The 25,655-nt window shown below is 60.2% G+C and carries 20 protein-coding genes and 2 pseudogenes; 16 read left to right on the top strand and 6 right to left on the bottom strand.

Translation table 11 applies throughout. The features are described 5' to 3' along the window. Nucleotides 1-171: 171 nt before the first annotated feature. The 12 genes from V6S97_RS17555 to V6S97_RS17610 all read left to right on the top strand — a co-directional run bounded on the left by V6S97_RS17555 (nt 172) and on the right by V6S97_RS17610 (nt 13,960). Complete coding sequence (locus V6S97_RS17555) at nt 172-639, top strand: hypothetical protein (protein WP_087745436.1); 468 nt, start codon at nt 172-174, stop codon at nt 637-639. Between the two features lies 1 nt (nt 640). Beyond that, nucleotides 641-1,888 (top strand): oxalate decarboxylase family bicupin, encoded by a 1,248-nt coding sequence (locus V6S97_RS17560; protein WP_112278181.1) that lies wholly within the window; start codon nt 641-643, stop codon nt 1,886-1,888. A 110-nt stretch (nt 1,889-1,998) separates the two neighbouring features. Beyond that, a complete protein-coding gene (locus V6S97_RS17565; protein ID WP_087745440.1) occupies nt 1,999-3,111 on the top strand; it encodes an FAD binding domain-containing protein in 1,113 nt (370 codons plus the stop codon). A gap of 94 nt (nt 3,112-3,205) precedes the next feature. Next, entirely contained in the window at nt 3,206-4,015 is an 810-nt protein-coding gene (locus tag V6S97_RS17570; RefSeq protein WP_003508279.1) for a cyclase family protein, read from the top strand. 742 nt (nt 4,016-4,757) lie between these two features. Beyond that, entirely contained in the window at nt 4,758-6,635 is a 1,878-nt protein-coding gene (locus tag V6S97_RS17575; protein ID WP_112278178.1) for a TRAP transporter large permease, read from the top strand. 65 nt (nt 6,636-6,700) lie between these two features. Continuing rightward, on the top strand, nt 6,701-7,711 hold the full coding sequence (locus V6S97_RS17580; RefSeq protein ID WP_060726470.1) for a TRAP transporter substrate-binding protein: 1,011 nt from the start codon (nt 6,701-6,703) through the stop codon (nt 7,709-7,711). A 76-nt stretch (nt 7,712-7,787) separates the two neighbouring features. Beyond that, complete coding sequence (locus tag V6S97_RS17585) at nt 7,788-8,591, top strand: SDR family NAD(P)-dependent oxidoreductase (protein WP_162266699.1); 804 nt, start codon at nt 7,788-7,790, stop codon at nt 8,589-8,591. Between the two features lies 1 nt (nt 8,592). Next, entirely contained in the window at nt 8,593-9,456 is an 864-nt protein-coding gene (locus tag V6S97_RS17590; RefSeq protein ID WP_060726472.1) for an IclR family transcriptional regulator, read from the top strand. After that, complete coding sequence (locus tag V6S97_RS17595) at nt 9,453-10,622, top strand: acetyl-CoA acetyltransferase (protein WP_060726473.1); 1,170 nt, start codon at nt 9,453-9,455, stop codon at nt 10,620-10,622. The genes V6S97_RS17590 and V6S97_RS17595 overlap by 4 nt, the downstream gene beginning before the upstream one ends. Next, nucleotides 10,619-12,259, top strand: coding sequence for an acyl-CoA synthetase (locus tag V6S97_RS17600; protein WP_112278177.1), 1,641 nt, complete (start codon nt 10,619-10,621; stop codon nt 12,257-12,259). Before V6S97_RS17595 ends, V6S97_RS17600 begins: the two co-directional genes overlap by 4 nt. Nucleotides 12,260-12,290: 31 nt before the next feature. Beyond that, nucleotides 12,291-13,070 carry an SDR family NAD(P)-dependent oxidoreductase gene (locus V6S97_RS17605; protein WP_060726475.1) on the top strand — a complete coding sequence of 260 codons (780 nt, stop codon included), beginning with the start codon at nt 12,291-12,293 and terminating at the stop codon, nt 13,068-13,070. Next, nucleotides 13,067-13,960: a PCC domain-containing protein gene (locus V6S97_RS17610; RefSeq protein WP_080864998.1), complete on the top strand. Its 894-nt coding sequence runs from the start codon at nt 13,067-13,069 to the stop codon at nt 13,958-13,960. Before V6S97_RS17605 ends, V6S97_RS17610 begins: the two co-directional genes overlap by 4 nt. A 38-nt stretch (nt 13,961-13,998) precedes the next feature. Here the strand turns inward: V6S97_RS17610 and V6S97_RS17615 are convergent, their stop codons facing one another. Then, nucleotides 13,999-14,406, bottom strand: a complete 408-nt coding sequence (locus tag V6S97_RS17615) for a PPC domain-containing DNA-binding protein (protein WP_060726477.1) — start codon at nt 14,404-14,406, stop codon at nt 13,999-14,001. Then, nucleotides 14,393-14,959: a hypothetical protein gene (locus V6S97_RS17620; RefSeq protein ID WP_060726478.1), complete on the bottom strand. Its 567-nt coding sequence runs from the start codon at nt 14,957-14,959 to the stop codon at nt 14,393-14,395. Before V6S97_RS17620 ends, V6S97_RS17615 begins: the two co-directional genes overlap by 14 nt. Before the next feature lie 161 nt (nt 14,960-15,120). On the opposite strand from V6S97_RS17620, the gene V6S97_RS17625 reads away from it, so the two are divergent. Then, nucleotides 15,121-15,639 (top strand): Lrp/AsnC family transcriptional regulator, encoded by a 519-nt coding sequence (locus V6S97_RS17625; RefSeq protein ID WP_060726479.1) that lies wholly within the window; start codon nt 15,121-15,123, stop codon nt 15,637-15,639. A 95-nt stretch (nt 15,640-15,734) separates the two neighbouring features. On the opposite strand, the pseudogene V6S97_RS17630 reads toward V6S97_RS17625, so the two are convergent. Both V6S97_RS17630 and V6S97_RS17635 read right to left on the bottom strand, forming a co-directional pair. After that, nucleotides 15,735-16,308 (bottom strand): annotated as a pseudogene (locus tag V6S97_RS17630) (L,D-transpeptidase); the annotation flags it as partial. Between the two features lie 29 nt (nt 16,309-16,337). After that, entirely contained in the window at nt 16,338-17,486 is a 1,149-nt protein-coding gene (locus tag V6S97_RS17635) for a citrate synthase/methylcitrate synthase (RefSeq protein WP_309957621.1), read from the bottom strand. Between the two features lie 44 nt (nt 17,487-17,530). Here V6S97_RS17635 and V6S97_RS17640 point away from each other — a divergent pair, with 44 nt between their 5' ends. Together V6S97_RS17640 and V6S97_RS17645 are read left to right on the top strand one after the other, a co-directional pair. Further along, nucleotides 17,531-18,712 carry a citrate/2-methylcitrate synthase gene (locus V6S97_RS17640; RefSeq protein WP_223565229.1) on the top strand — a complete coding sequence of 394 codons (1,182 nt, stop codon included), beginning with the start codon at nt 17,531-17,533 and terminating at the stop codon, nt 18,710-18,712. Nucleotides 18,713-19,139: 427 nt separating this feature from the next. Then, nucleotides 19,140-20,691 (top strand): annotated as a pseudogene (locus V6S97_RS17645) (FAD-dependent monooxygenase). 15 nt (nt 20,692-20,706) lie between these two features. Here V6S97_RS17645 and V6S97_RS17650 read toward each other — a convergent pair. Further along, nucleotides 20,707-21,525 carry a helix-turn-helix transcriptional regulator gene (locus V6S97_RS17650; RefSeq protein WP_080864995.1) on the bottom strand — a complete coding sequence of 273 codons (819 nt, stop codon included), beginning with the start codon at nt 21,523-21,525 and terminating at the stop codon, nt 20,707-20,709. Nucleotides 21,526-21,632: 107 nt separating this feature from the next. Between V6S97_RS17650 and V6S97_RS17655 the strand changes: the two genes are divergently transcribed. Next, nucleotides 21,633-22,517, top strand: a complete 885-nt coding sequence (locus V6S97_RS17655; protein WP_080864994.1) for an SDR family oxidoreductase — start codon at nt 21,633-21,635, stop codon at nt 22,515-22,517. A 43-nt stretch (nt 22,518-22,560) separates the two neighbouring features. Here V6S97_RS17655 and V6S97_RS17660 read toward each other — a convergent pair whose 3' ends face one another. After that, a complete protein-coding gene (locus tag V6S97_RS17660; protein WP_112278176.1) occupies nt 22,561-25,641 on the bottom strand; it encodes a multidrug efflux RND transporter permease subunit in 3,081 nt (1,026 codons plus the stop codon). Nucleotides 25,642-25,655: the final 14 nt, after the last annotated feature.

Here is a 25,655-nt window from a genome sequence, read left to right as displayed (position 1 = left end):
CCATTGAGCGGATGCCTCTGGGCGCTTATCCCGCCGCCAACACCTTCCGCTATACGAACTAGACCTCTGTATAGATGCCGGCTCCGCTTCTCCGCCGTAGCCTTTGCTCCAGTCAAGCGCTTCCCCTCCGAACGTTCCTGACGACACCATCACCCTTTTTAGGAGCAGGGCATGACCTCCATCAGCAAGAATGCGGACGAGCAGAGACCCCGTCGTCTCAAAGTCGCAGCGGTGTTGGCACTGGGTACGGTTGCCGTGCTCGGTGGCAATGCTTTCCTGATCAGGAATGGCGAACCGGCGCTTGCGGCCTCCGAAGACGTCGCATCAGCCAGCGCCTTCCGCACCCTCACACCACAGGCGATCGACAGGCTGGGCGGACTTTCCGCTCCCGCGCCGACGCTCAGTGAAACGTCCAAAGGCGCACAGGCTGTTCCGGCACTGGACAAGACATCCTGCGTCGCCACCCGCGCCGCCCAGAAAACGGACCGGCACGACGCGCTCGATCCCAAGGCCTTCTGCCAGCTGCAGCACCGCCTCTTCAATGCCGAGCTGATCGACCGCATCGCCGTGCTCCAGCTCGCATCACAGACCCGCTCCATCGACACCTCGTCCCAACTCGCCATGAACAAGGAGTTCTGAAATGGAAACATTGACCAGACGCGCAGTCCTCGCAATCGGCGCCGTCGGCGGCACCGCCCTTGCCGCCAGCACGGCCGGGGCAGCCTCTTTCGGCAATCCCGACCAGCCCGCCGAGGGAGCAATCAACGCCAATGCCGCGGGTCTCAGCGATCCCGGCCCGAAGAACCCTGCGATCAACGATCAGTTTCCATCCTTCCAGAGCCCGCCGGCGACCGATGTGGGCGACATGCAGCTCTTCTGGGGCTCGTTCAACAACGCCGCCAAGCGTATCCAGAACGGCGGATGGGCACGTCAGGTGACCAAATCGGACTTCGCGATTTCGGATGCCGTGTCCGGCGTCAACATGCGGCTCGGACCGGGCGGCGTTCGTGAGATGCACTGGCACCGTGCCGCAGAATGGGCGATCATGACCAATGGCCGTTGCCGCATCACGGTGCTCGATACGCAGGGCCGCGCCTATGTGCAGGATGTCGAGGCCGGTGATCTCTGGTATTTTCCGGCCGGCTACCCCCATTCGCTGCAGGGACTTGGCCCTGAAGGGTGCGAATTCGTCATCGTGTTCGACGAAGGCGACCAGTCCGAATATGGCACCCTGCTTCTGACGGACTGGCTGGCGCATACCTCACCCGAACTGCTGGCCAAGAATTTCGGCGTCGCGCAGGACGTGTTCCGGAACATTCCGCTGCAGAACCTCTGGATTTTCCAGGGCAAGGAGCCGGGACCGCTCTCCAGGGATCAGGAAGCCGTTGCCAGCGCGGGACTTCCCCCATTCCCGTTCACCTACAAACTCGCTGCATCAAAACCACTGAAGGAAAATGCTGCCGGGGTCATTCGCCTTGCGGATAGCAGCGCCTTTACCGTGTCCAAAACTATCGCCGCCGCCATCGAAACGATCAAGCCCGGCGGTGTGCGCGAAATGCACTGGCATCCCAATGCGGACGAATGGCAATACTGGATCAAGGGTGAAGGCCGAATGACCGTGTTCGACGCGGGGCCGCGCAGCCAGACCGCCGATTTCCGCGCCGGCGATATCGGTTACGTGAAAAGAAGCCAGGGCCACATCATCGAAAATACCGGGAAGACCGACCTGCAATTCGTCGCGGTCTTCAAGACCGCCGAATACCAGGAGGTCAGCCTGTCCTCCTGGCTGACGCATACCCCACCGGCGCTGGTGGCCCAGCACCTCAACTTCAGCATCGAGGATGTGGCAAAATTTCCCGCAAACCAGCCGGCGATCATGCCGGGCTGAACATCCTGTCCGCCCATTGACCGGCGTTTCGGCATGTCCGATCCGCCGGTCTTTTCTCACTGAGACAAGGCGCGACGCCGCAAAACCAATATCGAAAGACAGGAACGGCCATGAAACCATTGACAATCTGCATCGCCGGCGGCTCGCTTGCCGGTCTTTTCACGGCGATATTGCTGCAGCAGGACGGGCACGATGTGAAAGTCTACGAGCGCTCCTCGTCCGGCCTCGGCGGGCGTGGTGCAGGACTGGTGCCGCAGCAGGACCTGTTCGAGGTTCTGGACCAGATCGGCTGCGAAGACGTCACCCATGTCGGTGTGGTTGCGAAGGAGCGCATCTACCTCGATGCTGGCGGCCGCGTGGCCCAGCGCCAGAAGACGCCGCAGATGCAGATTTCATGGGACTATCTCTTTGAGCGCGTGTCCTCCCGCCTCCTCGCCGATACCTATCGTCTGGGACACCATGTCGACGCGGTTAGGGAAGGCCCTGATGGAGTGATGCTGTCCTTCGCCGACGGCACGGAAGAGCGCGCTGATCTGGTGATCGGCGCGGATGGCTTGGGTTCGGCAATCCGCAAGGCGGTCAATCGCCATTCGGAAAACGCCTTTGCGGGTTATGTCGCCTGGCGCGGGCTGATACCCGAAACCAGATTACCGGCCGATGCGTCCCTGCTGCTCGACCGCTTCGCTTTTTACATCACACCCGGAATTCATGTTCTGGGTTACCTCGTGCCGGGGCCACTTGGTGAGACACAACAGGGACAGCGCCGTTACAACTGGGTGTGGTATCGTCCTACACCAGCTGATGAGCTTGGCCGAACCTTCACCGGCCGCGACGGCAGGCATTTCGAATATTCGCTACCCCGTGGCGAACTGACTGAGCAGCGCCGCGAGCAACTGCGCAGGGACGCGTCCTCCCTTCTGCCGCCACAATTGGCGCTTGCGGTGGAAGCGGAGGAAAACCCATCGATCCAGGGCATTTTCGACTATAAGGCTGAACAGATGGTGTCGCCGCGCATGGCGCTGGTCGGAGATGCCGCCTTTGTGGTTCGCCCTCACACCGCGATGGGCGTTTCCAAGGCCGCGGGTGACGCAATGGCGCTGCGCGACGCCCTGCGGCAAACGGACGATCTGCCCACCGCCCTTTCACGATATCAGAGAAGCCGCCTGCCGGTGGGCAAGGCAATTGCAGCCTATGGGCGGCGGCTTGCCGAAACCGCCATCTGAACACGGGTCAAAAATCAGGGACGGTCCTGTCTTGCTTCACCCCATCTTTGCGCTACGCTTGCGATCAGGGATTTCTCAATGGAGGGACTGAGGAATGTGCAACCATTGCGTGATCGAGAACGTGAAAAAGAACATGCTGTCACGACGCCTGCTGTTCAAGGGCGCCGTGGCCGGTGTAACGGCGGTGGCGGCAGGCAGCCTCGCGGCTCCGGTGCTTGCGCAAACACCCGGACGGGTCATCGATCTCACCCACACCTATGATTCCGCATTTCCCACCTTCGACGGCAAACCGGGCATAGAATACGAATGGGCAGCTGATATCACCAAGGACGGTTATCAGCTCCACAAGCTCACCATCTACGAACATACTGGCACACATATCGATGCACCGTTCCACTTCAGCGCCGACGGCGCGAGCGTCGATCAGCTGGAGCCGCAGAAACTTGTCGCGCCGCTGGTCATCATCGACATCACCGACCGCGCAAAAGAGGATGCCAATTCCACCATCGAGGCTGAAGACATCGAGCGCTGGATATCTGCAAATGGCGATATCCCGGCAGGCGCGATCGTCGCCCTGCGCTCCGGCTGGGCAACCAGAGTGAAGAGCCCTTCATTCCGCACCGACGACGCCGGAAAATTCGCCTTTCCCGGTTTCGGCAAGTCGGCAACCGACCTTCTGCTCAAGCGCGACACGGTCGCGATCGGCGTCGACACGCTTTCGCTGGATCCGGGCAACTCTGCCGATTTCGCCGTTCACAATTCCTGGCTTCCGGCCGGGCGCTACGGTATCGAAGGCCTCAACAACCTAGAGGCTTTGCCGGTCAAGGGCGCAACCGTCGTCGTCGGCGCGCCGGCACATCGTGGTGGAACCGGCGGTCCGGCCCGGATTCTGGCCCTGGTCTGAAAGCAGCATGGCGGGCGGCCCGGATGCACCAGCGGCTCACCTGCTGCATCAGATAAAGCCGCTCCGAATCCGCCGCGGTTGTTCGGGAAAAGGCGGGGCGAAACATCGCCCCGCGCCTGACAGGAAGAATGCCGGGCGGCGGCATCGCTGAGAACATATCCCCTTGCCGCAAAACCTCCGCACGGGAGAGTTTCAAGAGATAATCAACGCCCGGATTGCCGGTTAGAGAGTGCTCAGCCGCACCACCGTCATTTTTCCCAGTTCGACCAGTGGTCGTCACGTCAAGGCCCTTCCCCATCCCAGCCAGTTCAAGGCTAAGCAGAAATGTCTTCCGGCTCTCCGTGGCGCGACGCAGGCACCCCGCATGTATGGCGGCCTGCCCCGGTCGGGCTGACACGATCTGCATTGGCTGGCCTTTGCATGAGGTGCCGTGCTGCATGGTCATTACCAGCGAATGAAGGTCAACACAAAGTATGATCCACTATATGGACCTTGTAGATGCGCAAATAAACTGCACAAATCCGTCTATTTACTGTTGATTTCACAAATATTCCTGTGTATCCCGGATACATGGTTTTGTAGTGGTCCATATTGTGGAGGCAATATACCGATACATTCAGACTTTTGGAGGGGTCTGGCCAGTCTGGCAACAACAGCTATCCTGATGTCGCGGTCGTGGCATGGACATCCTGTTTTGCTGACATCTTATTGCGAAGGTTGTTCTGTGGGAGAGGAGGCCCCGATGACCATGACCGCAGACGCGAATGACGACGTATTTGTACTCGATGGCGAACTGTTGCACACCGGACCGGTAACGGGCTCGTGGTTCATGCGCCCCATCGAGGCCGTGGCGGCCGTGCTGCTGGCGGTGATGATCGGCCTGCTTCTGCTGGGCGTGACGTCACGTTATGCCCTGCATCTGCCGATTGTCTGGATCGATGAAACGGCGTCCTTGTGCTTCCTGTGGTTTGCCATGCTGGGCGCGGCGATTTCCATCGATCGCAGTGAACATCTGCGCCTGACGCTGTTTCTCAACATGTTCCCGCAACGTGTTCTGGGCTATATCAATTCGCTGGCGCTGGTGCTGGTGGCGACATTTCTTGCAGCAATCATCAAGCCCGCCATGGAATACGCCATCGAGGAATGGGTGGTCACGTCAGCGGCGCTGAATATTCCGATGTCGTTTCGCGCTGCGGCGCTGCCGGTCGGCGCCTGTCTCATGCTGCTTCTGGTACTCAACAATCTTTTCCGGCGGGAAAAGCTGCGCGATATCATCACGGCCCTTGTAACCGTCGCGGTTGCCTCCGGCCTGCTCTATCTGGCATCGCCGATGCTGGAATCCCTCGGCAATTTTAATCTGGCGATCTTCCTCGGCCTGTTCGTTGCGGTATTTCTGGTGCTGGGCGTGCCGATTGCCTTCTGCTTCGGCCTTGGAACCCTCGCCTATCTGACCTTCACCACCTGGGTCCCGACCATTGTGATGATCGGGCGCATGGACGAGGGCATGTCCGGCATCATTCTGCTGTCAGTGCCGGTCTTCGTGCTGCTGGGCTGCGTGCTCGATGCCACCGGCATGGGCAGGGCGATTGTCGAGCTTCTGTCCTCGATGTTCGGCCATATCAGGGCGGGCATGTCCTATGTGCTGCTCGGTTCGCTGTTTCTCGTCTCCGGCATTTCCGGCTCCAAGGTTTCCGATATGGCAACCGTTGCACCGGCGCTTTTTCCGGAAATGAAGCGCCGTGGCCACAAGCCCAAGGAAATGATCGCGCTTCTGGCCACCGGTGCCGCCATGGCCGATACGGTTCCGCCCTCCATCGTGCTGATCGTCCTGGGGTCGGCGGCCGGTGTGTCGATTGCCGGTCTCTTCACCTCCGGTTTCATGATTGCCATGGTGCTGCTTCTGGTGCTGGCCGTTCTGGCCCGCTGGAAGGCGCGGCATGAAAACATGGAAGGTGCAAAGCGCACCCCCTGGCCGCTGGTGGGCAAGGCAGCCCTGATTGCCGCCCCGGCGCTCGTTCTGCCCTTCCTCATCCGCAGCCTGGTGGGCGGCGGTGTCGCCACGGCAACCGAAGTGTCCACTATCGCCGTGCTCTACGCCATGATCATCGGCGCGGTGCTTTATGGCGGCATCAGCCTCAAGAAGCTCTATTCCATGCTGGTGGAGACGGCGGCCCTTTCCGGGGCGATCCTGCTGATCCTCGGCTGTGCATCGGCCATGGCCTGGGGGCTGACACAGAGCGGCTTTGCTTTCCAGCTGACCGCGATGATTACCGATCTTCCGGGCGGCTGGATGACCTATATGGTCGTGTCGATCCTGATCTTCATGATCCTTGGCTGCGTCCTGGAAGGACTGCCGGCGATCGTTCTGCTCGCGCCGATCATGTTCCCGATCGCCCGCACGCTTGGCATCAATGACATCCATTATTCCATGGTCGTGGTGGTTGCCATGAATATCGGCCTTATGGCGCCGCCCATCGGCATCGGCTTCTATATCGCCTGCAAGATCGGCAACGTCTCGCCGGATGAAGCCATGGGCGCCATCTGGCCCTATCTTGCGGCCATGGTCATCGGCCTGCTGCTGATTGCCGCAATCCCCGGCTTTTCGACCATTCTGCTCTAAGACCGTGGCGGGTCCACCCGCCACGCCGATGAATGATGCATGCTTTATTTTGGGAGGAGAAAGCAATGAATATCAACAGACGTACCATACTCGCCGGCGCCGGTTCCGCCGTTCTGGCCACAGCCTTCGTGTCGCGCGCCCGCGCTGCCCAGTACAATTATAAATATGCCAACAATCTGCCTGCCGCGCACCCGATGAACATTCGCGCCAAGGAGGCCGCTGACCGGATCGCCAAGGAAACCGACGGTCAGGTGATGATCAATATCTTCCCCAGCAGCCAGTTGGGCGCGGATACGGACGTGCTGAGCCAGGTGCGCTCGGGAGGCGTTGAATTCTTCACGCTGTCGCCGCTGATCCTGTCCACGCTGGTGCCGAACGCCTCCATCAGCGGCATCGGTTTCGCGTTCCCGAACTATGATTCCGTATGGGCGGCCATGGATGGCGACCTCGGCAAATATGTACGCGGCGAAATTGCCAAGCAGAACCTCGTTGCCATGGACACCATCTGGGATAACGGCTTCCGCCAGATCACCAGCGCTTCCAAGCCCATCGCCACGCCGGCCGATCTCGAAAGCTTCAAGATCCGCGTGCCAGTGAGCCCGCTCTGGACCTCTATGTTCAAGGCGTTCAAGTCTGCCCCTGCCTCGATCAATTTCGCCGAGGTCTATACTGCACTGCAGACCGGCGTGGTCGATGGCCAGGAAAATCCGCTGGCGATCATTTCCACCGCAAAGCTGTTCGAAGTGCAGAAATTCTGCTCGGTCACCAATCACATGTGGGACGGGTTCTGGTTCCTGGCCAACAAGCGCGCCTGGGAGCGTTTGCCGGATGACCTGCGCGCCATCGTCGCCAAAAACCTCAACCAGTCGGGCAAGGATGAACGCGCCGATGTGGCGAAGCTCAATGCCTCGGTCAAGGAAGATCTGATTTCCAAGGGCATGACCTTCAACGACACGGATGCGACACTTTTCCGCGCCGCGCTGAAAGAGGCAGGCTTCTATTCCGAGTGGAAAGGCAAATACGGCGATGAAGCCTGGGCCATTCTTGAAAAGGCCGTTGGTGCAAGCCTGACCTGACCGGTCCGTTGAGTAACTGGCCCCGCCCGTAGCGGGGCCAACCCGACTATGTCTGACGATTGGAATGGAGACTGCTTTGACAGGTCGCCTGACGGGAAAACGCGCGCTTGTGTTTGGCGCAGGATCATCGGGGCCGGGTTTTGGCAACGGCAAGGCTGCGGCCGTGCAATTTGCCCGCGAAGGCGCGCGCGTAGCCTGTGTCGACCTCTCCGCTGACGCAGCCGAAGAGACGGCTGAGATCATTCGCGGCGAAGGCTTGGAGGCTATTGCGGTTGCCGCCGATGTCACGGAACTACAGTCCGTATCGGCCACCGTTGACCGCACCTGCGAGGCCTTTGGTGGCATCGATATTCTGCACAATAATGTCGGCGTGACCCATATGGGCGGGCCGGTTGAGCTGGATGAGGAAAGCTTTCGCGCCTCGGTCGATCTCAATATCGGCTCCGTTTATCGCACCTCCAAGGCTGTGTTGCCGGTGATGTTGGCGCAGGGCGGCGGGGCCATTATCAATATCTCGTCGCTCGCCTCCATTCGCTGGACCGGCTATCCCTATTTTGCCTATTACGCCATGAAGGCAGCTGTAAATCAGGCGACTGTGGCGCTGGCCATGCAATATGCTCGGCAGGGCATTCGCGCCAATTGCATTCTTCCGGGAATGATCGACACCCCACTGATCTACAAGCAGATCAGCAATCAATATGCGTCTGTCGAGGAGATGGTGGCGGCGCGCAATGCGGCTGTCCCGGTGGGTCGCATGGGCGATGCCTTCGATATTGCCCGCGCCGCCGTTTTTCTCGCATCTGATGAGGCTAAGTTCATCACTGGCGTCTGTTTGCCGGTCGATGGCGGGCAAAGCTGTGCGGTGGGGGCGTTTTCCTGAGATGGCAGCAACAACAACGATCCCGGTTGAAAAAGATCTGACGGGCGCGCGTGCGGTGGACCGGGCTCTGGCGCTGCTCTCCATGGTCGGGAGGCACGCGGAACGCGGCGTGGCGCTTTCGGTCATCGTGACAGAAAGCGGACTGAACAAACCCACGGCCCGCCGCCTGCTGCTGGCTCTGATCCGCGCCGGGCTTGTGGAGCAGGATGAGGAAACGCGGCGTTATTACCTCGGCGAAGAAACCTATGTGCTGGGCAGCCTGTCATCGCGCCGGTTTGGCCTTCTTCAAATGGCGCAGGACGGCCTGACGCGCATTTCCCGCCGCTCGGAGGATTCGAGCTTCCTTTCCGTGCGCCGAGATACATTTGCCCTGTGCCTTTACCGCGAAGAAGGCACCTGGCCGGTGCGCACCCATGCACTTCAGGCCGGTTTCGAACACCCCTTGGGTATTGGTGCGGGTTCGCTCGCCATGCTGGCGGCGCTGCCAGACGCCGAGGTGGAAAGTATCATTGCGGCCAATAGCGGGCTGATTGCCGCTAATTATCCCGGCATAACGCTTGAGGGCCTGCGCCGTGATGTCGAGTTGACGAGAGCCAATGGCTATTCGCTCAACCCCGGCCTGATCCTTTCTAATTCCTGGGGTATTGGCGTTGCCATCCGCGCGCCTGATGGCGCTGTGGCGGGAGCGCTGAGCATTGCCGCTGTGGACAGCCGCATGCGGCCGGAGCGCCAGCCGGAACTGGCAGCGCTGCTGCGCGAGGAAGTAACCCGCATCGAGACACGCATTGCAGAAATGATGGCCAGCCGCGCCCGCACGCGCGGTGAAGGCGACACGAAACGGCAAACGAGGAGAACGAGCAAATGAGCAAAGCGCAGATCGTCGGCTGGGCGCATTCGCCTTTCGGCAAGTCGGCCCTTGAAAATACCGAGCAACTGATGGCTTCGGTCGTGGCGCCGACCATAGACCATGCTGGCGTCGATGTCAGCGATATCGACGGCATTTTCGTCGGCGTGATGAACAATGGCTTCTCGAAACAGGATTTTCAGGGCGCCCTGGTAGCGATGGGCGATGAGCGCCTCGCCTATACGCCGGCAGTGCGTTTCGAGAATGCCTGCTCAACAGGATCGGCCGCCCTCTACAGCGCCATGGACTTCATCGAAGCCGGGCGCGGCCGCATCGCACTCGTTGTCGGCGCCGAAAAAATGACGGCGCTGCCGACCGCAGAGGTGGGCGAAATCCTGCTTTCCGCCTGTTACCGTGCGGAGGAGGCCAATATTCCCGGCGGGTTTGCCGGCCAGTTCGGCCGCATCGCACAGGCATATTTTCAACGTTATGGCGACCGCTCGGAAGAGCTGGCGATGATTGCCGCAAAGAACCACGCCAATGGCGCGGTCAATCCCTATGCCCATATGCGCAAGGATTTCGGCTTCGATTTCTGCAATACGGTTTCGGACAAGAACCCCTACGTCGCAGGCCCGCTGCGCCGCACCGACTGCTCGCTGATTTCTGATGGCGCTGCCGCGATCATTTTGGCCGACGAGGAAACGGCAGCCACACTCAACCGAGCCATCGGTTTCCGGGGCCGCAAGCATGTCAACGACATCATGGCATTGAGCCGTCGCGATCCGTTGGCCTTCGAAGGCGCGCGCCGCGCCTGGGCCGGCTCGCTGGAACTTGCCGGAGCAACGCTCGACGACCTCTCTTTCGTTGAAACGCACGACTGCTTCACCATCGCTGAACTTATCGAATATGAGGCCATGGGGCTTGCGAAGCCCGGTGAAGGATATCGCGTTGTCCAGGATGGAACGGCCCTGAAGACCGGACGCCTGCCAATCAACCCATCGGGTGGATTGAAATCGAAAGGTCATCCCGTCGGGGCGACCGGCGTTTCCATGCATGTCATGGCGGCGATGCAATTGATGGGCGAGGCAGGCGACATGCAAATTCCCAATGCCTCGCTGGCTGGCGTGTTCAACATGGGTGGCACGGCGGTTGCCAATTACGTCTCGATCATGGAGCGTGTGAAATGACGATGCAAAGTGCCGTACAGCATCCCGCGGGCGGGGTTGCGCCGTCCACCACGCGGGTGATGAACCTCTCGCATTTCCTGACGCAGGCGGCACGCCGCAACCCGGACCATATCGGTTTCGTCTGGGGTGAAAAGACTTGGAGCTGGGCTCAAATGGAAGCCCGCGTCGACGCAATGGCCCATGCGCTGGAGACTGAATTCGGCGTCAGAAAGGGGGACCGCATTCTGGTGCAGTCCTCCAACAACAACCAGATGTTCGAATCTATGTTCGCATGCTTCCGCGTGGGTGCGGTGTGGGTGCCGACCAATTACCGTCAATCGCCCGATGAAGTTGCCTATCTGGCGAAGGCCAGCGGGGCGCGCGGCATGATTTGCGCCAGCCCTTTTCCCGATCATGCAAAAGCCAGCCACGAGGCAAGCACGATCGATTTCAGCATTGCCATCGGCACGGCTGAGTTCGGTGAGGATTACGATGCCATCGTGGCCCGTCATATGGGGCACAAAGTCAAAAGCCAGGCAGTGGATCGGGATGACCCGTGTTGGTTCTTCTTCACCTCAGGCACCACCGGCCGGCCCAAGGCTGCAGTGCTTACCCATGGCCAGATGGCGTTCGTCATCACCAACCATCTCTGCGATCTGATGCCCGGCACCGGATCCGACGACGCCTCCATCGTCGTTGCCCCGCTTTCACACGGTGCGGGCATTCACCAGCTGGTGCAGGTGGCGCATGGCGCGAAAACCGTGCTTCCGGCGGCGGAAAAGCTCGATGTGCCCGCCGTCTGGGCGCTGATCGAAAAATGGCGTATCACCAACGCCTTCACTGTACCGACCATCCTTAAAATGCTCGTCGAAGACCCCTCTGTGGATCGTTTCGATCACTCCTCACTGCGCTATGTCATCTATGCCGGCGCGCCGATGTATCGCGCGGACCAGAAGCGCGCGCTTGCAAAGCTCGGCCCGGTGCTGGTGCAATATTTCGGCCTGGGTGAAGTCACCGGTAACATCACCGTGCTGCCGCCTTCTTTTCATAACGCCGAGGACGGTCCGGAAACGCGCATCGGCACCTGCGGCTTCGACCGCACCGGCATGGAAGTGCAGATCCAGAACGATGCGGGCGAGGAAGTTGACGCAGGCGAAACCGGCGAAATTTGTGTAATCGGTCCCGCCGTTTTCGCCGGCTACTACGATAATCCCGAGGCAAATGCCAAAGCCTTCCGCAATGGCTGGTTCCGCACGGGCGACCTTGGTCATCGCGATGAGAACGGCTTCCTCTACATCACCGGGCGCGCCTCCGACATGTATATTTCCGGCGGCTCGAACATCTATCCGCGTGAAATCGAGGAAAAAATCCTCATGCATCCTGACATCAGCGAGACTGCGGTTCTGGGTGTGCCGGACGCGGTGTGGGGCGAGGTCGGTGTGGCCGTGTGCGTGGCCCGCGAGGGCGCGGATATCGCCGCCATCGATCTGAAGGCCTATCTGGAAGGCAAGATGGCCCGCTACAAGCTGCCGAAATCAGTGGTGTTCTGGGATGCCATGCCGAAATCCGCCTACGGCAAGATCACCAAGAAAATGATCCGCGAGGAACTGGAGAAACGCGGTCAGATGCCGGCTTTCGAAGAAAAGCGGACAGCCTGACAGGCGTGACATTCAATCGGGAGGAGACGGTATGACACAAGAGAAAACAGGGACAAAAGGGGCCGTCGCGATCACCGGCGGTGCATCCGGCATCGGCTTTTCCACCGCGCAGCTCCTGATGGCGCGCGGCTGGCAGCCATGGTTGCTGGATCTCAAGCGCGAGGCGCTGGATATAGCCTGCGAAAAGCTCGGTATCGATCTCTCGCGCGGCATCGTCTGCAACGTTGCGAACGAGGCATCGATAGAGAAGGCTTTCGCCGCCCTGACGGCAGGCGGCGCCGATCATGCGGTTGATCTGGTGGCCGTCGTCAACAGCGCCGGCATCGGTATCGACAAACTGTCCGTCGACACCAGCGTCGAAGAATTTCGCCGTATCGTTGACGTCAATCTCGTCGGCAGCTTCGCGGTAGCGCGCACTGCCGCACGTTATTGGCTGGACCGCGATATTGCCGGCTCGATCGTCAATATCAGCTCTGTTTCCGGCATGTGCGGAAATCGTGGCCGTAGCGCCTATGGCGCTTCGAAAGGCGGCGTCAATCTTCTGACGATGGTGATGGCAAACGAGCTGGGACAATCGGGCATTCGCGTCAATGCGATTGCTCCCGGTCCGGTCGATACCCCGCTGACCCAGGCGGTTCATACGGAAAATGTCCGCAACCAATGGCATAGCCGCGTTCCCATGCATCGCTATGGCAGGACGGACGAGATCGCCTCTGCCGTGGCTTTCCTCGTGTCAGATGACGCAAGCTACATCAACGGACAGGTGCTTGCCGTGGATGGCGGCTTCATTACCGCCGGGCTCGCGGTATGACGGAGACAGGCACGCAAGAGCTCCCCCGTCGCATCGTCCATCCCGGACCGGTAACGCCCGAACGTTTTCGCGCCGTCGGCTGCCACGCCTATCCTGTTACTCTGACGGTCCGGTCCGGCGTAAGCGCCAACGAAGCGATTGCCGATGCCTTTGCGGAGTTGGGGTTCGAAGGTGGTTACGTCAGACTGAAGAACGTACCGATGAAACGGTTGCAATATGTCATGCCGGCAGCCGCACCGGATGACGCACATGCCGCATGGTATAGCGAAACCTTTTCCATGCCGGGTGGCACAATCATCAATGCCGGCCTTCATATGGGCCGGCGCGATAGTGCGCCGTTTCTGCATTGCCATGGTTCATGGAAGAGTGCCGACGGCGTTGTCTCCATGGGGCATCTGCTGCCTTTCGAGACCGAATTTGCTGTAGAAACAACGCTTGAAGCTCTGGCGCTAGATGGAGCGATCCTCGATGTGCAAAAGGATGAGGAAACCAACTTCCCCCTTTTTACACCCATCGCGCAACAGCGCCACCAAAAGGGTTCGGGTCTTCGGGCGCTTTTATGCACAGTGCGCCCCAATACCGATATATGCACGGCACTTGAAGAGGTCTCTACCCAGTTTGGCCTGCGAGAAGCCGAAGTCAATGGAATTGGCAGCCTGGTCGGTGCGGATTATGAAGACGGAACAAGCCTCAACGCCTACGCGAGCGAAATCCTCATAAACAAGGGCCGTATCGGCCCGGCCGCGTCGGGAGACCGACAAGCAAAGCTGGATATTGCGATGGTGGACCTCACCACACATATCAGCGGCGGGCGGCTGGTGCGCGGCAAGAACCCGGTCTGCGTCACTTTCGAGCTACTTCTGACCGAAAGACAGGGGCACGCCGCATGAGTTGCGCTGCGCAACTCAACGGCCAGCATCACCGCAAATCACGCCGCCTGCGGTTTTTCCGCAGGCAACCATTCTTCCAGAGTCACTTCAAACGTCATGCAAACCGGGTTGGCTCCGGCGATGAAGGGACCGCCATAAACCGAACCTTCGGTATCGGCGACGACGCCGGTCAACGCGGCACGCAAAGAGCCATCGGGCTGGGCGCGCACTTCACCGGCGATGGAGACGATTTCAACGGCGGGACCGCGTATCTGCAAGAACGCGCCGCTGCGCGTGCCGAGGCACGCATCGACCAGACTACCCAGCGCACCGCGCACGAAGGCATTTCGAAAACCTTCGGCAAGACACAGTTTCTCGACGCCGAGCACAAGGTCTTCATTGGGCGCGATGCGGGCATAGGCCACACGGCCCATGGAGCCAGATTCGACAGTGTTAGGCGTGTTCATCGGCGCGCTCCGTACGGTTCTTTGGTTGAAGAAGGGGAATATTGGTTTCAGGGTCGAAGGACTGCTGCAGCACGAAACTGTCGAGTGAGGTCACCAGGGCGGCAACGCCGCTTTCGCCGACAATACAGGATTCAGTCAGCAAATGGCCGCCTTTGACCACACCCGCCGCGGTGCGCATAGCGGCATGGCAATGGACGATCGGCTCTCCCTTCATGCTGCGCCCCAGCGTGGCATTGCCGAAGACAAGCCAGGCAGCACCGGCGTTGATGGGCTTCGTATAGGCAATGACCGCCCTGCCGGAAGGGTCGGGCGGGGCTACGCAATAGGACAATATGTCAAAATAGCCGCCGAGAATGGTGAGCGAGGCATTCTCAATGCCATTTTCGAAAAGCGGCCGCACGATGCCATCGTAAAGGCTACGCCCCGGCGCGAGGAACAGCCGCACATGGCGCGCAGATGGCGAGCGAAGGCTGTTGATGCGCACCGGCGCGGAAATGCCGGGATGGATGAGCGTTCTCGGCCTTGGAAAATGTTGCTGCTCTATCGATGCCACGCCTGCTCCTCCCTGCTGCCTGTACCTTGCAGTACGGTACTCAAATATCAGCCGAAGGTGCTTCCGAATGACACCACCAAACGGCGCGTCGGAAAACACTTCTTTCGCAGGCTGTCGCATCGACGGCAGATTTTTTTGCAACGTAGTTGGGGGAGGCCGGCATGACGAAGCCGCTAGACAGAATTGACCGCAAAATATTGCGTACCCTCCTGGAGAACGGCAGGTTGAGCAATTCGGAGCTTTCGGAAAAGGTAGGGCTCTCGCCCAGCCCCTGCTGGCAGCGCGTCAAGCGGCTGGAGGACGAAGGGGTCATTCGCGGCTACACCGCCATTCTCGATCAAGCCAAACTCGGACTGACCGAAACCGTCATCATCGAGGTGATGCTGGAGCGCCACGACGACGAGGTTCTGGAACGTTTCGGGGATGCGATGGCCGCTCTTCCGGAGGTGTTGGAAGCCTATCTGACAACAGGTGAATATGATTATCTCATCAAGGTGGCGGTGGCGGGAACTGCAGGCTACGAACAGTTTCTGCGGCGGAAACTCTATAAGATTGAGGGCGTGCGCCACTCCCGATCCTGTTTCGCACTCAAATGTCTCAAACACACATTATCGGTCGTACCCGATCCCGAACCTCCTTTAATCGAAGCGGCGGGCATTGGCCGCGTGCCGGCAAGATAGCGGAATGCATTCCCATTCTTTTGCCGGGTCTGCGGGTGCCTGTGCCTTGAGTTCGTAAAGGCGCACTGCCGAGCCATCTGGCCTCATAAGTCTTATCACGCCGTGCCGACGAGTGGCGTGTGATGCACGACAATCGGCGCGTGGTAAGGGACGCGGTCATAAAGATCGACAATGTCGTGATTCAAGAGACGCACGCAGCCCGAAGAAACCGCTTTATCGATGGACTTCCATTCCGGATTGCCGTGCATGCGGTAAAGCGTATCCTTCCCATTCTGGAAGATATCCAAGGCTCTTGCGCCGAGCGGGTTTTGCACGCCGGGGTCCATGCCTCCATTGGCAATCGAGTATTTTTCAAGCTCCGGCTGGCGGGCTTTCATTTTGGCTGGCGGCTTCCATCTCGGCCATGGCTGGCGCCAATGGATGATACCCCCGCCGTTGCCACGCAAATCCATCCCGGCCAATGCCGACACCATAACGCGTGGCTGCGCCATCGGGCTCGACCAGATAAAGGAAGCGGTTTGGGGTATCGATGGCGACCGTTCCGGCTGCTTCACCCGTCGGATTGGCGACGCGCTGGCGACAAAATTTTGGATAAATATGCCGATAGGGAATGCCGGCGACGGCATGTCCATCACCCTCAAATGCCGCGTAACGGGCGTCCAACGACGAGTGCCCCACGAAGCGTTGGCAAAGAAACCCTATTCAGGCGAAGGACCTATATAGCGGGACTGCGGACGAATGAGGCGCCCAGTCCGTTCCTGCTCCAGCACATGCGCCGTCCATCCTGCCATGCGACCGGCAGCAAAGACATTGGTAAAGCTGTCGCGTGGAAAACCCAACACCTCCAGTACCAGCGCCGTGTAGAATTCGACGTTTGTCTGTAACGGCCGAAGAGGTTTTTTTTCCTGGAGGAGCGCTAGCGCCGCCGCCTCCACTTTGCCGGCGAAGGCAATGCGGCTGGATCCGTCCTTGAGAACCGACACCGCGCCTTTCAGAACGTCGGCGCGAGGGTCACGGACACGATAGATCCGATGGCCAAAGCCCATAAGGCGCTCCCCGCGCGCAAGCGCATCCTCCAGCCACAGTTGAATGTCAGCCTCCGCGCCAATCGCATCCAACATGTCAAGCACCGGACCCGGCGCCCCGCCATGAAGAGGCCCCTTTAAGGCACATAGCGCACCAACCACTGATGAGAACATTCCGGCCTCTGTCGACGCAATGATGCGAGCCGTAAAGGTCGAGGCGTTCAACCCATGATCGGAAACCGTCGTTAGATAAGTATCGAGCGCGCGTACCTTCTCTGGCGAAGGGTGATCACCGGAAATCATTCGAAGAAAATCCGCCGAATGGCTGAGTGTGGTATCGGGCGCGATCGGCGTTAGCCCTTGCCTGTCTCGGATGATTGCCGCGGCAAAGACCGGTACCGCCGCAACGGCCATGATATGGTGTGCGGTTGTTTCATCATCCGGCAACGCGGAAAGCAAAAGACGCAAGGCCTCTACGGAAGAAAGGCGCGACAGGTCAGGAAGGGGATGAATCAGTTCAAGTGCCCGCTGCCTGGCCGAACCAAGCTGAGAACGAATATCCTGCGCCGTCGCCGGCTGGGGGATTTGCTCGGCCCATAGAAGCTCCAGAACCTGCTCAAAAGACCAGTCTGCCAAGCTTGCAAGGTGGTGGCCGCGGATAATCAGTTCACCAGCCGTCCCATCCACATGGCTGAGTACAGTTTCGGCTGCGACGACGTCATCAAGGCCGATCACGGTCTTGTCGTTACTCAAAGCTGCTATCGCTGACATTGAATTTTCCTCAATCTGAATACGAATGCGCTTGAGGATGTTGAATTGCATATATATGGTCAATATTGATTGTTTTAATCAATATGAGATATGGAATGCAGCCTTACGACAAATACATGAGCGCCGATCGCGCGGCTTCCGAGCTCGGTATCAGCCGCGCAACGCTCTACGCCTATGTCAGCCGGGGTTTGATCCAGACGAACGCTGCTGAGGATGACCCGCGTCGCAAGCTCTACAGCACCCATGACATTGAGACGCTGAAGAAGAGGAAAACCGTCGGGCGACGTCCCGGACAGGTTGCCGCTACCGCGCTTGACTGGGGGCTGCCTGTTCTCGAATCCTCGATTACGGAGATAACAGAAGGACACCTGCGCTATCGCGGCCAGGACGCGCTTGTGCTTTCACAAACGGCGACCCTGGAGGAAGTGGCTTGTCTGCTATGGGACTGCGGTGAGGGTAACCCTTTCGATGACGTGAAGGCCGCCCCGGCTCCATGGCCACAGCCAATCTTTAACTACGTCAGCACCCTGCCCTTGACGGAGCGGTGCCAAACGCTTCTCCCTCTTGTTGAAGCAGGCCGCCTTACCACTTGGAGGCGCGAAAACAATCGTCTCTGGTCCGGCGCCGCCGCTCTGCTGCGGGCTGTCGCCAGCGCCTGCAGCCTCAGCCAGCCCGGTACGCAGCCGGTTCACCTGCTTCTCGCGGATGCCTGGAAGAAGGATGCGGCAGGCGCGGATATCATCCGTCGCGCCCTGGTGCTTCAGGCCGATCATGAGTTGAATGCTTCCGCATTCGCTGCGCGCGTCGTCGCCTCTACAGGCGCTTCGCTCGGCGCGTGTCTGAATGCGGGGCTTTCGGCGTTGAGCGGACCTATGCATGGCGGCATGACTAGTCTTGTCGAACTTCTGTTCGATGAACTGGAGCGGTGTAGCGATGTAGAACGGGTGATTGATGAACGGCTTCGACGCGGTGAAGCTATTCCGGGCTTTCACCATCCACTTTACCCGGACGGCGATCCGCGAGCAGCCGGCCTCCTGCCCCATCTCCCGCCGGACGCGCAGCGAGATGAGCTTCTGCAGGTGATGAACGATACTACCGGTCAGTTGCCGAACTGCGATGTAGCACTGGTGAGCCTGCGACGCAGTCTAGGGCTGCCGCGCGGCTCGGCCCTGGTGCTTTTCGCCGTCGCACGGACTGCCGGCTGGATAGCTCATGCCCTGGAACAGAAATCGGATGACAAACTCATCCGACCCCGCGCCCGCTATGTGGGGCAATAGGCAATTGAGGTGTTGGAGCATCCGCAGCATTCACGTCAAGCTTAAGCGAATAATGATTTTGAGCTCTGGCCCGCCCACAGGCATGAACCGATTGGCCTCGAGGCTAAAACGGTCGTTTCCAGACCGGGAGGGTCTCCTGAAACTAGGCAAGGTCGCAGTGCCCCCAGAGCGTTGGCATGGCCCTCACTGGCCTCGAAAACGGCATCCGTTGCATACCGCCAGTCCTTGCGCTATTTTGGCCACGTCGGAAAAGGCAGACTTGGTTTGGTAAGCCCAAGTCCTTCTGGTAACGGAAGCTCTGGTCTTTGGCCTCTGGTCGGAGATCCCCGCGACGAACGAAGGATGCATCGTGCATCCATCTGTTCGTCCGTGTGGGTCTCGGATTGGAGAAACGCTCCGGTCGAACATCGACTGAAGGAGTCCGACCGTGCATATACCCTCTATTTGTTTTCATGACGTCCTGATCGTCGGCGCTGGCCCGGTCGGCCTGTTTCTCGCCTGCGAGTTAAGGCGGGCCGGTTGCTCGGTGCTGGTTCTCGAAGCATCGCCATATCCGGATTCACCCCTGAAACGGCCTCCCTTCGGCCTGCGCGGCCTGACGGTGCCGACGATCGAAAGCCTTGATCGACGCGGTCTGCTCGAGGCGATCAAAGAGCGGGAGGCCGGCCGTGATACGCCTGGGACGGCGCACTGGATGAAAGGGCAGCGGCGGCCCGCCGGGCATTTCGCGGGCATCCAGTTTTTTCACGACCAGATCGACGCGCAACGCTGGCCTTATCGCCTTGCCGGTTCGGCCAGCAACCTTGCCACCGATATGGCGAGTATAGAGACCGTTCTGGCGGCGCGGGCCGAGGCTCTGGGCGTCGAGATACGGCGTGGGTTTGCCGTGGAAGGCTTCAAGCAATCCGAGGAGGATCGCCGTTCACGCGGGCGGCGCGGTGTTTCGGGGCCGCTGGCTTGTCGGCGCCGATGGCGCTCGCAGCATAGTGCGTAAGGTGGCAGGGATCGTTTTTGCCGGCACTGAACCCGAATTCACCGGCTATTCCGCGCAGGTCGAACTGGCCGATGCCGGGGCGCTGAAGCCCGGCCGCCACTATACCGCTGCTGGCATGTACATGTTCACGCCAACAGGTACGATCGCCATGGCCGATTTCGACGGTGGCGCCTTTCATCGTTCCGCACCGATCACGCGTGAACATGTCGAAGCGGTGCTGCGCAGGGTCTCGGGCACGGATGTTTCGGTAACAAGGCTTGATCTGGCCACCACATGGACCGACCGTGCCTTCATGGCGGTGGAATATCGCCGGAAACACGTGCTGCTGGCGGGCGATGCCGCCCACATTCACTCGCCACTGGGCGGCCAGGGGCTCAATCTCGGCCTTGGTGACGCGATGAACCTTGGCTGGAAACTCGCTGCGGTCATTCGCGGCGACGCATCGCCGGACCTGCTCGACAGCTATGCCAGCGAGCGGCAACCCATAGCCTCGCAGGTTCTGGACTGGTCGCGTGCGCAGGTGGCGCTGATGCGGCCCAGCCGAAGCTCGCGGGCGCTGGAAGGCATCATCCGCGATCTCGCCGCCACGCGCGATGGCGCAACCTATTTCGCCGAGCGCGTCTGGGGCATCGGTATCCGCTACGATCTTGGCTCTCCCCAAGCCCTTGTCGGCCGCAGCGCGCCGGATTTCGCGCTCCTTGACGGCACAAGACTGAATGAGCACCTGCGGAGCTGCCATGCGGTGCTACTCGATTTCGATGCGCGCCCAATGCTCGGCAATGTCGCGGAACGCTGGTCTGATCGGCTAGACTACGTTGCGGTGGATGCCGAAGATCGAATGGGACTGAGTGCCTTGCTGGTACGCCCCGATGGCATTGTCGCATGGGCCTGTGACGCCACCCCCGACGAGGCGGAACTTGAAGAGAGTATCGTTCGCTGGCTGGGCGTCTCGGTTCTGGAACTGGAGCGCCCCGATTGTGGATAGGACGGCGTGATGGGATCAAGCGGATTTTGAGATCAGCGAGCGAAACCGTTCGGTCATTTCGGGATTGGCGGGATTATAGACCATCATGTTGAGATCCGAGCGTCCCTCCACCGCAAAGCTTGAAAACTCCAGTTCGATCGTTCCGAGAACCGGGTGGTGGAGGCGCTTGAGGCCCTCATGCATGCTTGTGACCTCATTGTCATCCCACATGGCCTTGAATTCGGGGCTGGCAGCAGAGAGCTCATCGACCAGTTGCTGGATGCCGGCCCCAGCACCGGCGCGCGCAGCATCCGCCCGGAACGCGCCGACGACATAACGGGCGACATTGCGCCAGTCCTCCTGGGCGGTGCGCACCCGTTCATCGGAGAAGATCAGACGCAGAATGTTGCGGTTCTCCCTCGCCAGTTTGCTGTAATCCGTCAGGATGAGGGCGGCGGCCCGGTTCCATGCCAGAACATCCCATGTCGCCGTCCTGATGATGGCGGGGCTGAAGGGCATGGCGTCTAGCACGCCCTGTAGCCGGGGCGTTATGGTCTCGGGTTGACGGTAACGCTGCTCGGGCGGATGTCCGAAGGCCAGTATATGCAGGTGATCGCGCTCGGGATCGGTCAGCATCAATCCCTTGGCGATGCGATCCAGCACATCCGCCGAGGGCGAACCGCCACGACCCTGTTCCAGCCAGGTATACCAGGTCGGACTTATGTTGGCGCGCTGGGCGACCTCTTCCCGGCGCAGACCCGGTGTGCGGCGGCGGCCGACGGCAAAACCGAACGTTGCAGGATCAAGCCGCAGGCGACGATCGCGCAGGAAGGTGCTGAGTGCATTGTCCGTCATTGCATTTCCCCGCCGCAGCCTGTTGAGAGTTATACCATGATAAGGTCACTACTTTAACAGGACAATTCTTCATGAGATCACCTCTCCCGTCAACGCGGGAGATTTATATGCGTGTTTTTCTGACAGGTGCCACCGGGTTCATCGGCTCCCGGATTCTTCGCGAACTGCTGGCGAGTGGCCATGAGGTGACCGGTCTCACCCGCTCGGAGGCCGGCGCAAGAGCGTTGCAGGCCGCAGGCGCTTCCGCCCATATTGCCACGCTGGAAGATGCGGCAGGGCTTGCCGCGGGTGCGGAAACTGCCGATGCCGTCATCCATACGGCTTTCGATCATGATTTTGCGAATTTTGCCGCCAATTGCGAAAAGGATCGCCGGGTGATCGCGGCGCTGGGCTCTGTATTGGCTGGCTCCGAACGGCCGATGCTCATCACCTCAGGGGTCGGCATGGGTGATCCCGGCAATGGCGAACCTGCACGGGAGAATGTGTTCGACACGCATCATTTCAACCCGCGCATCGCCTCCGAACTGGCGGGCCAGGAGCTATTGCAGGCGGGCGTCAATCTCGGCGTCATCAGGCTTCCGCAGGTGCATGACACGGTGAAGCAGGGTCTCATCTCGCCCTATATCGAGATGTCGCGCGACAAAGGCGTCGTCGCTTATGTCGAAGACGGTGGCAATCGCTGGTCCGCCGGTCATGTGGACGATGTGGCAAAGCTATACGTGATGGCGCTCGTTCGGGGTGAACGGGGTGCTCGATATAATGCCGTGGCGGAAGAAGGCGTTGTCGTGCGCGATATTGCCGGGATCGTTGCCGAGGGGCTGGGGCTGCCACTCGTTTCCATAGGCAAAGATGAGGCCGCCGGCCATTTCGGCTGGTTTGCCCTGTTCGCTTCGATGGATCTCAGGGCCTCCAGCGCCCTGACACGGAAGAAGCTCGGCTGGGAGCCGAAAGGGCCGAACCTGCTCGATGATCTCAGAGCCATGGACTACTAATCTGGAGGCAGGCGTCCGCTGAGGCGGACGCCTGCCTCCAGCATCAGTTGCGGCGCAGACGGGCCACGACGACGTAAAAGACGGGAACGAAGAGCACCGCCAGCACGGTCGCCGAAATCATGCCGCCGAAAAGGCCGGTGCCGATGGCGTTCTGCGTCTCCGAACTCGCGCCCTTGGCGATGACAAGCGGCACGATGCCGAGCGTGAAGGCGAGCGATGTCATCACGATCGGCCGCAGACGCAGGCGTGATGCCGCAATGACGGCATCAGTAAGCGTCTGCCCCTCCTGCTGGCGTTTTCGGGCAAATTCCACGATCAGCACGGCATTTTTTGCCGAAAGCCCGATGAGCGTGATCAGGCCGACCTTGAAGAACACGTCGTTCTCCAGCCCGCGCAGATGCACCGCAATGACAGCGCCGATAATGCCGAGCGGCACGACGAGCATGACGGAAAGCGGCACCGTCCAGCTTTCGTAAAGTGCTGCAAGAACAAGGAAAACGATGAGGAACGAAAACGCCATCAGCATGGGCGCCTGCGCACCGGACTGGCGTTCCTGCAACGATTGACCGGTCCACTCAACCGCAAAGCCCTTGGGCAATTTGGCTGCGAGCCGTTCCATTTCTTCCATCGCCTTACCGCTGGATACGCCCAATGCGGCGGAGCCGGAAATGCTGGTCGAGGGATAGCCGTTATAGCGGGTGAACTGCAGCGGCATTGTCGACCATTGCGGCGTGACGATTTCCGAAAGGCGAACCATCTTGCCGGCATCGTTGCGGACGTGGAGGTTGAGCACGTCATCCACCTGCATGCGGCTTGCGGCCCTGGCCTGCACGATCACCTGCTGCAGGCGTCCATCGCGCGGGAAATCATTGACATAGGTCGAACCAATGGCCCCGCCGAGCGTATCGGCGATGGTCGAGTAGGACACGCCGAGCGCGCTCGCTTTCTGCCGGTCCACGTTCACGGTGACGCTCGGGCCGCTGGGAAGACCATCGATGCGGACATCGGTCACGAGCTTGCTCTCCGCCGCAAGCCGGGTCAGTTGGGCCGCAGCCTCGCCGAGCGCATTCGCCCCGTGGTTGGCGCGGTCCTGCAGCCGCAACGCAAAGCCCGATGTCGTGCCGAGCTCATCGATTGCGGGCGGCTTGAGGCTGAATATCTGCCCCTCGTCGGCGGCCGTCATCGCGCTCGTCGCAGCGCCGACTTCGTCGTCCACGCCTGTCTTGCGCTCGCCCCATTCCTTGAGCGTGGTGAAGGACATCGCCGTGTTCGGGCCTGAGCCCGAGAAACCAAAACCCATCACCGTCAGATTATTGGCGATGTCAGGCCGGGTCTTGACGTGATTTTCGAAGAGGTCGACGACGACGCGGGTGCGCTCGGCCGTGGCCTCCGCCGGCAGGGTGAAGGATGTCATGAAGGAACCCTGGTCCTCATCCGGCACAAAGGCCGTCGAGAGCGTGCCATATCCATAGGCAACCGCGCCGATGATAGCGAGGTAAACCACCATGGTACGCCCGATCTTGCGCACAAGGATGGCGACCCAGCCGGCATAACGCGCGGTCAGGCGCTCAAAGGCGCGGTTGAACCAGCCGAAGAAACCTTTCTTCTGATGGTGATCGTGACCGACCGGCTTCAGCAGGGTCGCGCACAGAGCGGGCGTGAGGCTGAGGGCCAGAAATGCCGAGAACAGGATCGATACGGCCATCGAGACGGTAAATTGCCGGTAGATCGCTCCAACCGAACCGGAGGCCATGCCCATCGGCAGGAAGACGGCGGTCAGGACCAGCGTGATGCCGATGACCGCGCCGGATATTTCCGTCATCGCCTTGCGCGTCGCTTCAAGCGGCGACAGGCCCTCCTGAGCCATCAGGCGCTCGACATTTTCAACGACCACGATGGCGTCATCGACAATGATGCCGATTGCCAGAACCATGCCGAACATGGTCAGGGCATTGATCGAATAGCCGATCGCCAGCATGACCGCGAATGTGCCGAGAAGCGCGATCGGCGCAACGATGGCGGGAATAAGCGTGTAACGCAGGTTCTGGAGAAACAGCAGCATGATCAGGAAAACCAGGACCATGGCCTCGGCGAGCGTCTGGACTACCTTCTCTATCGAAACCTTCACGAAGGGTGCCGTATCATAGGAGATGGCGAATTCCATTCCCTCCGGCATGGTCGTGGAAAGCTCCGCCAGACGCTCCCTCACACCGGTCGAGGTGCTCACCGCATTGGCGCCGGGCGTCATCTGAATGGCAGCGGCCGTCGCAGGTTTGCCGCCATCGAGGATGGAGAAGCTCGATGTCTGTGATCCGACTTCGATTGTCGCTACGTCTCCCAGTGTCAGCCTGGAGCCATCTGGGTTAGAACGCAGAATGATCTGCGCGAATTCATCGGGCGTCTGCAATTGACCGCTTACGCTGAGCGGCACGCTGACCTTCTGGCCCGGCACGGTTGGCGTTTCACCCAGACGGCCGGGGGCGACCTGAATATTCTGCGACTGTATGGCCTGTGTCGCCTCGGCCATCGAGATGGAATGGGCCACAAGGCGGACGGGGTCGAGCCAGATGCGCATCGCCGCTTCGGACCCGAAGGATTGCACGCGACCGACACCGCCGACACGTTTCAGTTCCGGCGCAATGTTGCGGACGAGATAATCGTCGAGAGCGAGAGCGTCGAGCGAGCCGTCCTTCGATTTCAGCGAAACGATCATCAGAAATCCTGACGATGCCGATTCCACAGTCAGTCCGGCGCGGCGGACCTGTTCCGGCAGGCGCGGTTCCACGGCCTTCAGCCGGTTTTGAACATCCACCTGCGCAAGCTCGGGATTGGTGCCCGGTTTGAAGGTGACGGTAATGGTGGCCGAACCCGAGGAATCGGCCGATGAATCGAAATAGAGGATGTTTTTCGCGCTCGAAAGTTCGCGTTCGATCAGGCTCGTCACGCTGTCATTGATCGTCTGCGGCGTGGCGCCGGTATAGGTGGCGTAGATCGAAACGCTGGGCGGAGCGATGACGGGAAACCGTGAGACGGGCAGTTGCGGGATGGACATCACCCCCGCGATCACGATCAGAATGGCAATGACCCAGGCGAAAACAGGCCTGTTGATGAAAAACTGCGGCATGATCTGTCCGCTCC

This window comes from Agrobacterium sp. CCNWLW155, from assembly GCF_036888815.1.
In the GTDB taxonomy this organism is placed as follows: Bacteria; Pseudomonadota; Alphaproteobacteria; order Rhizobiales; family Rhizobiaceae; genus Agrobacterium; species Agrobacterium radiobacter.
Note: the sequence above shows the minus strand (reverse complement) of the source record. Positions and strands in the feature narration are given on the sequence as shown.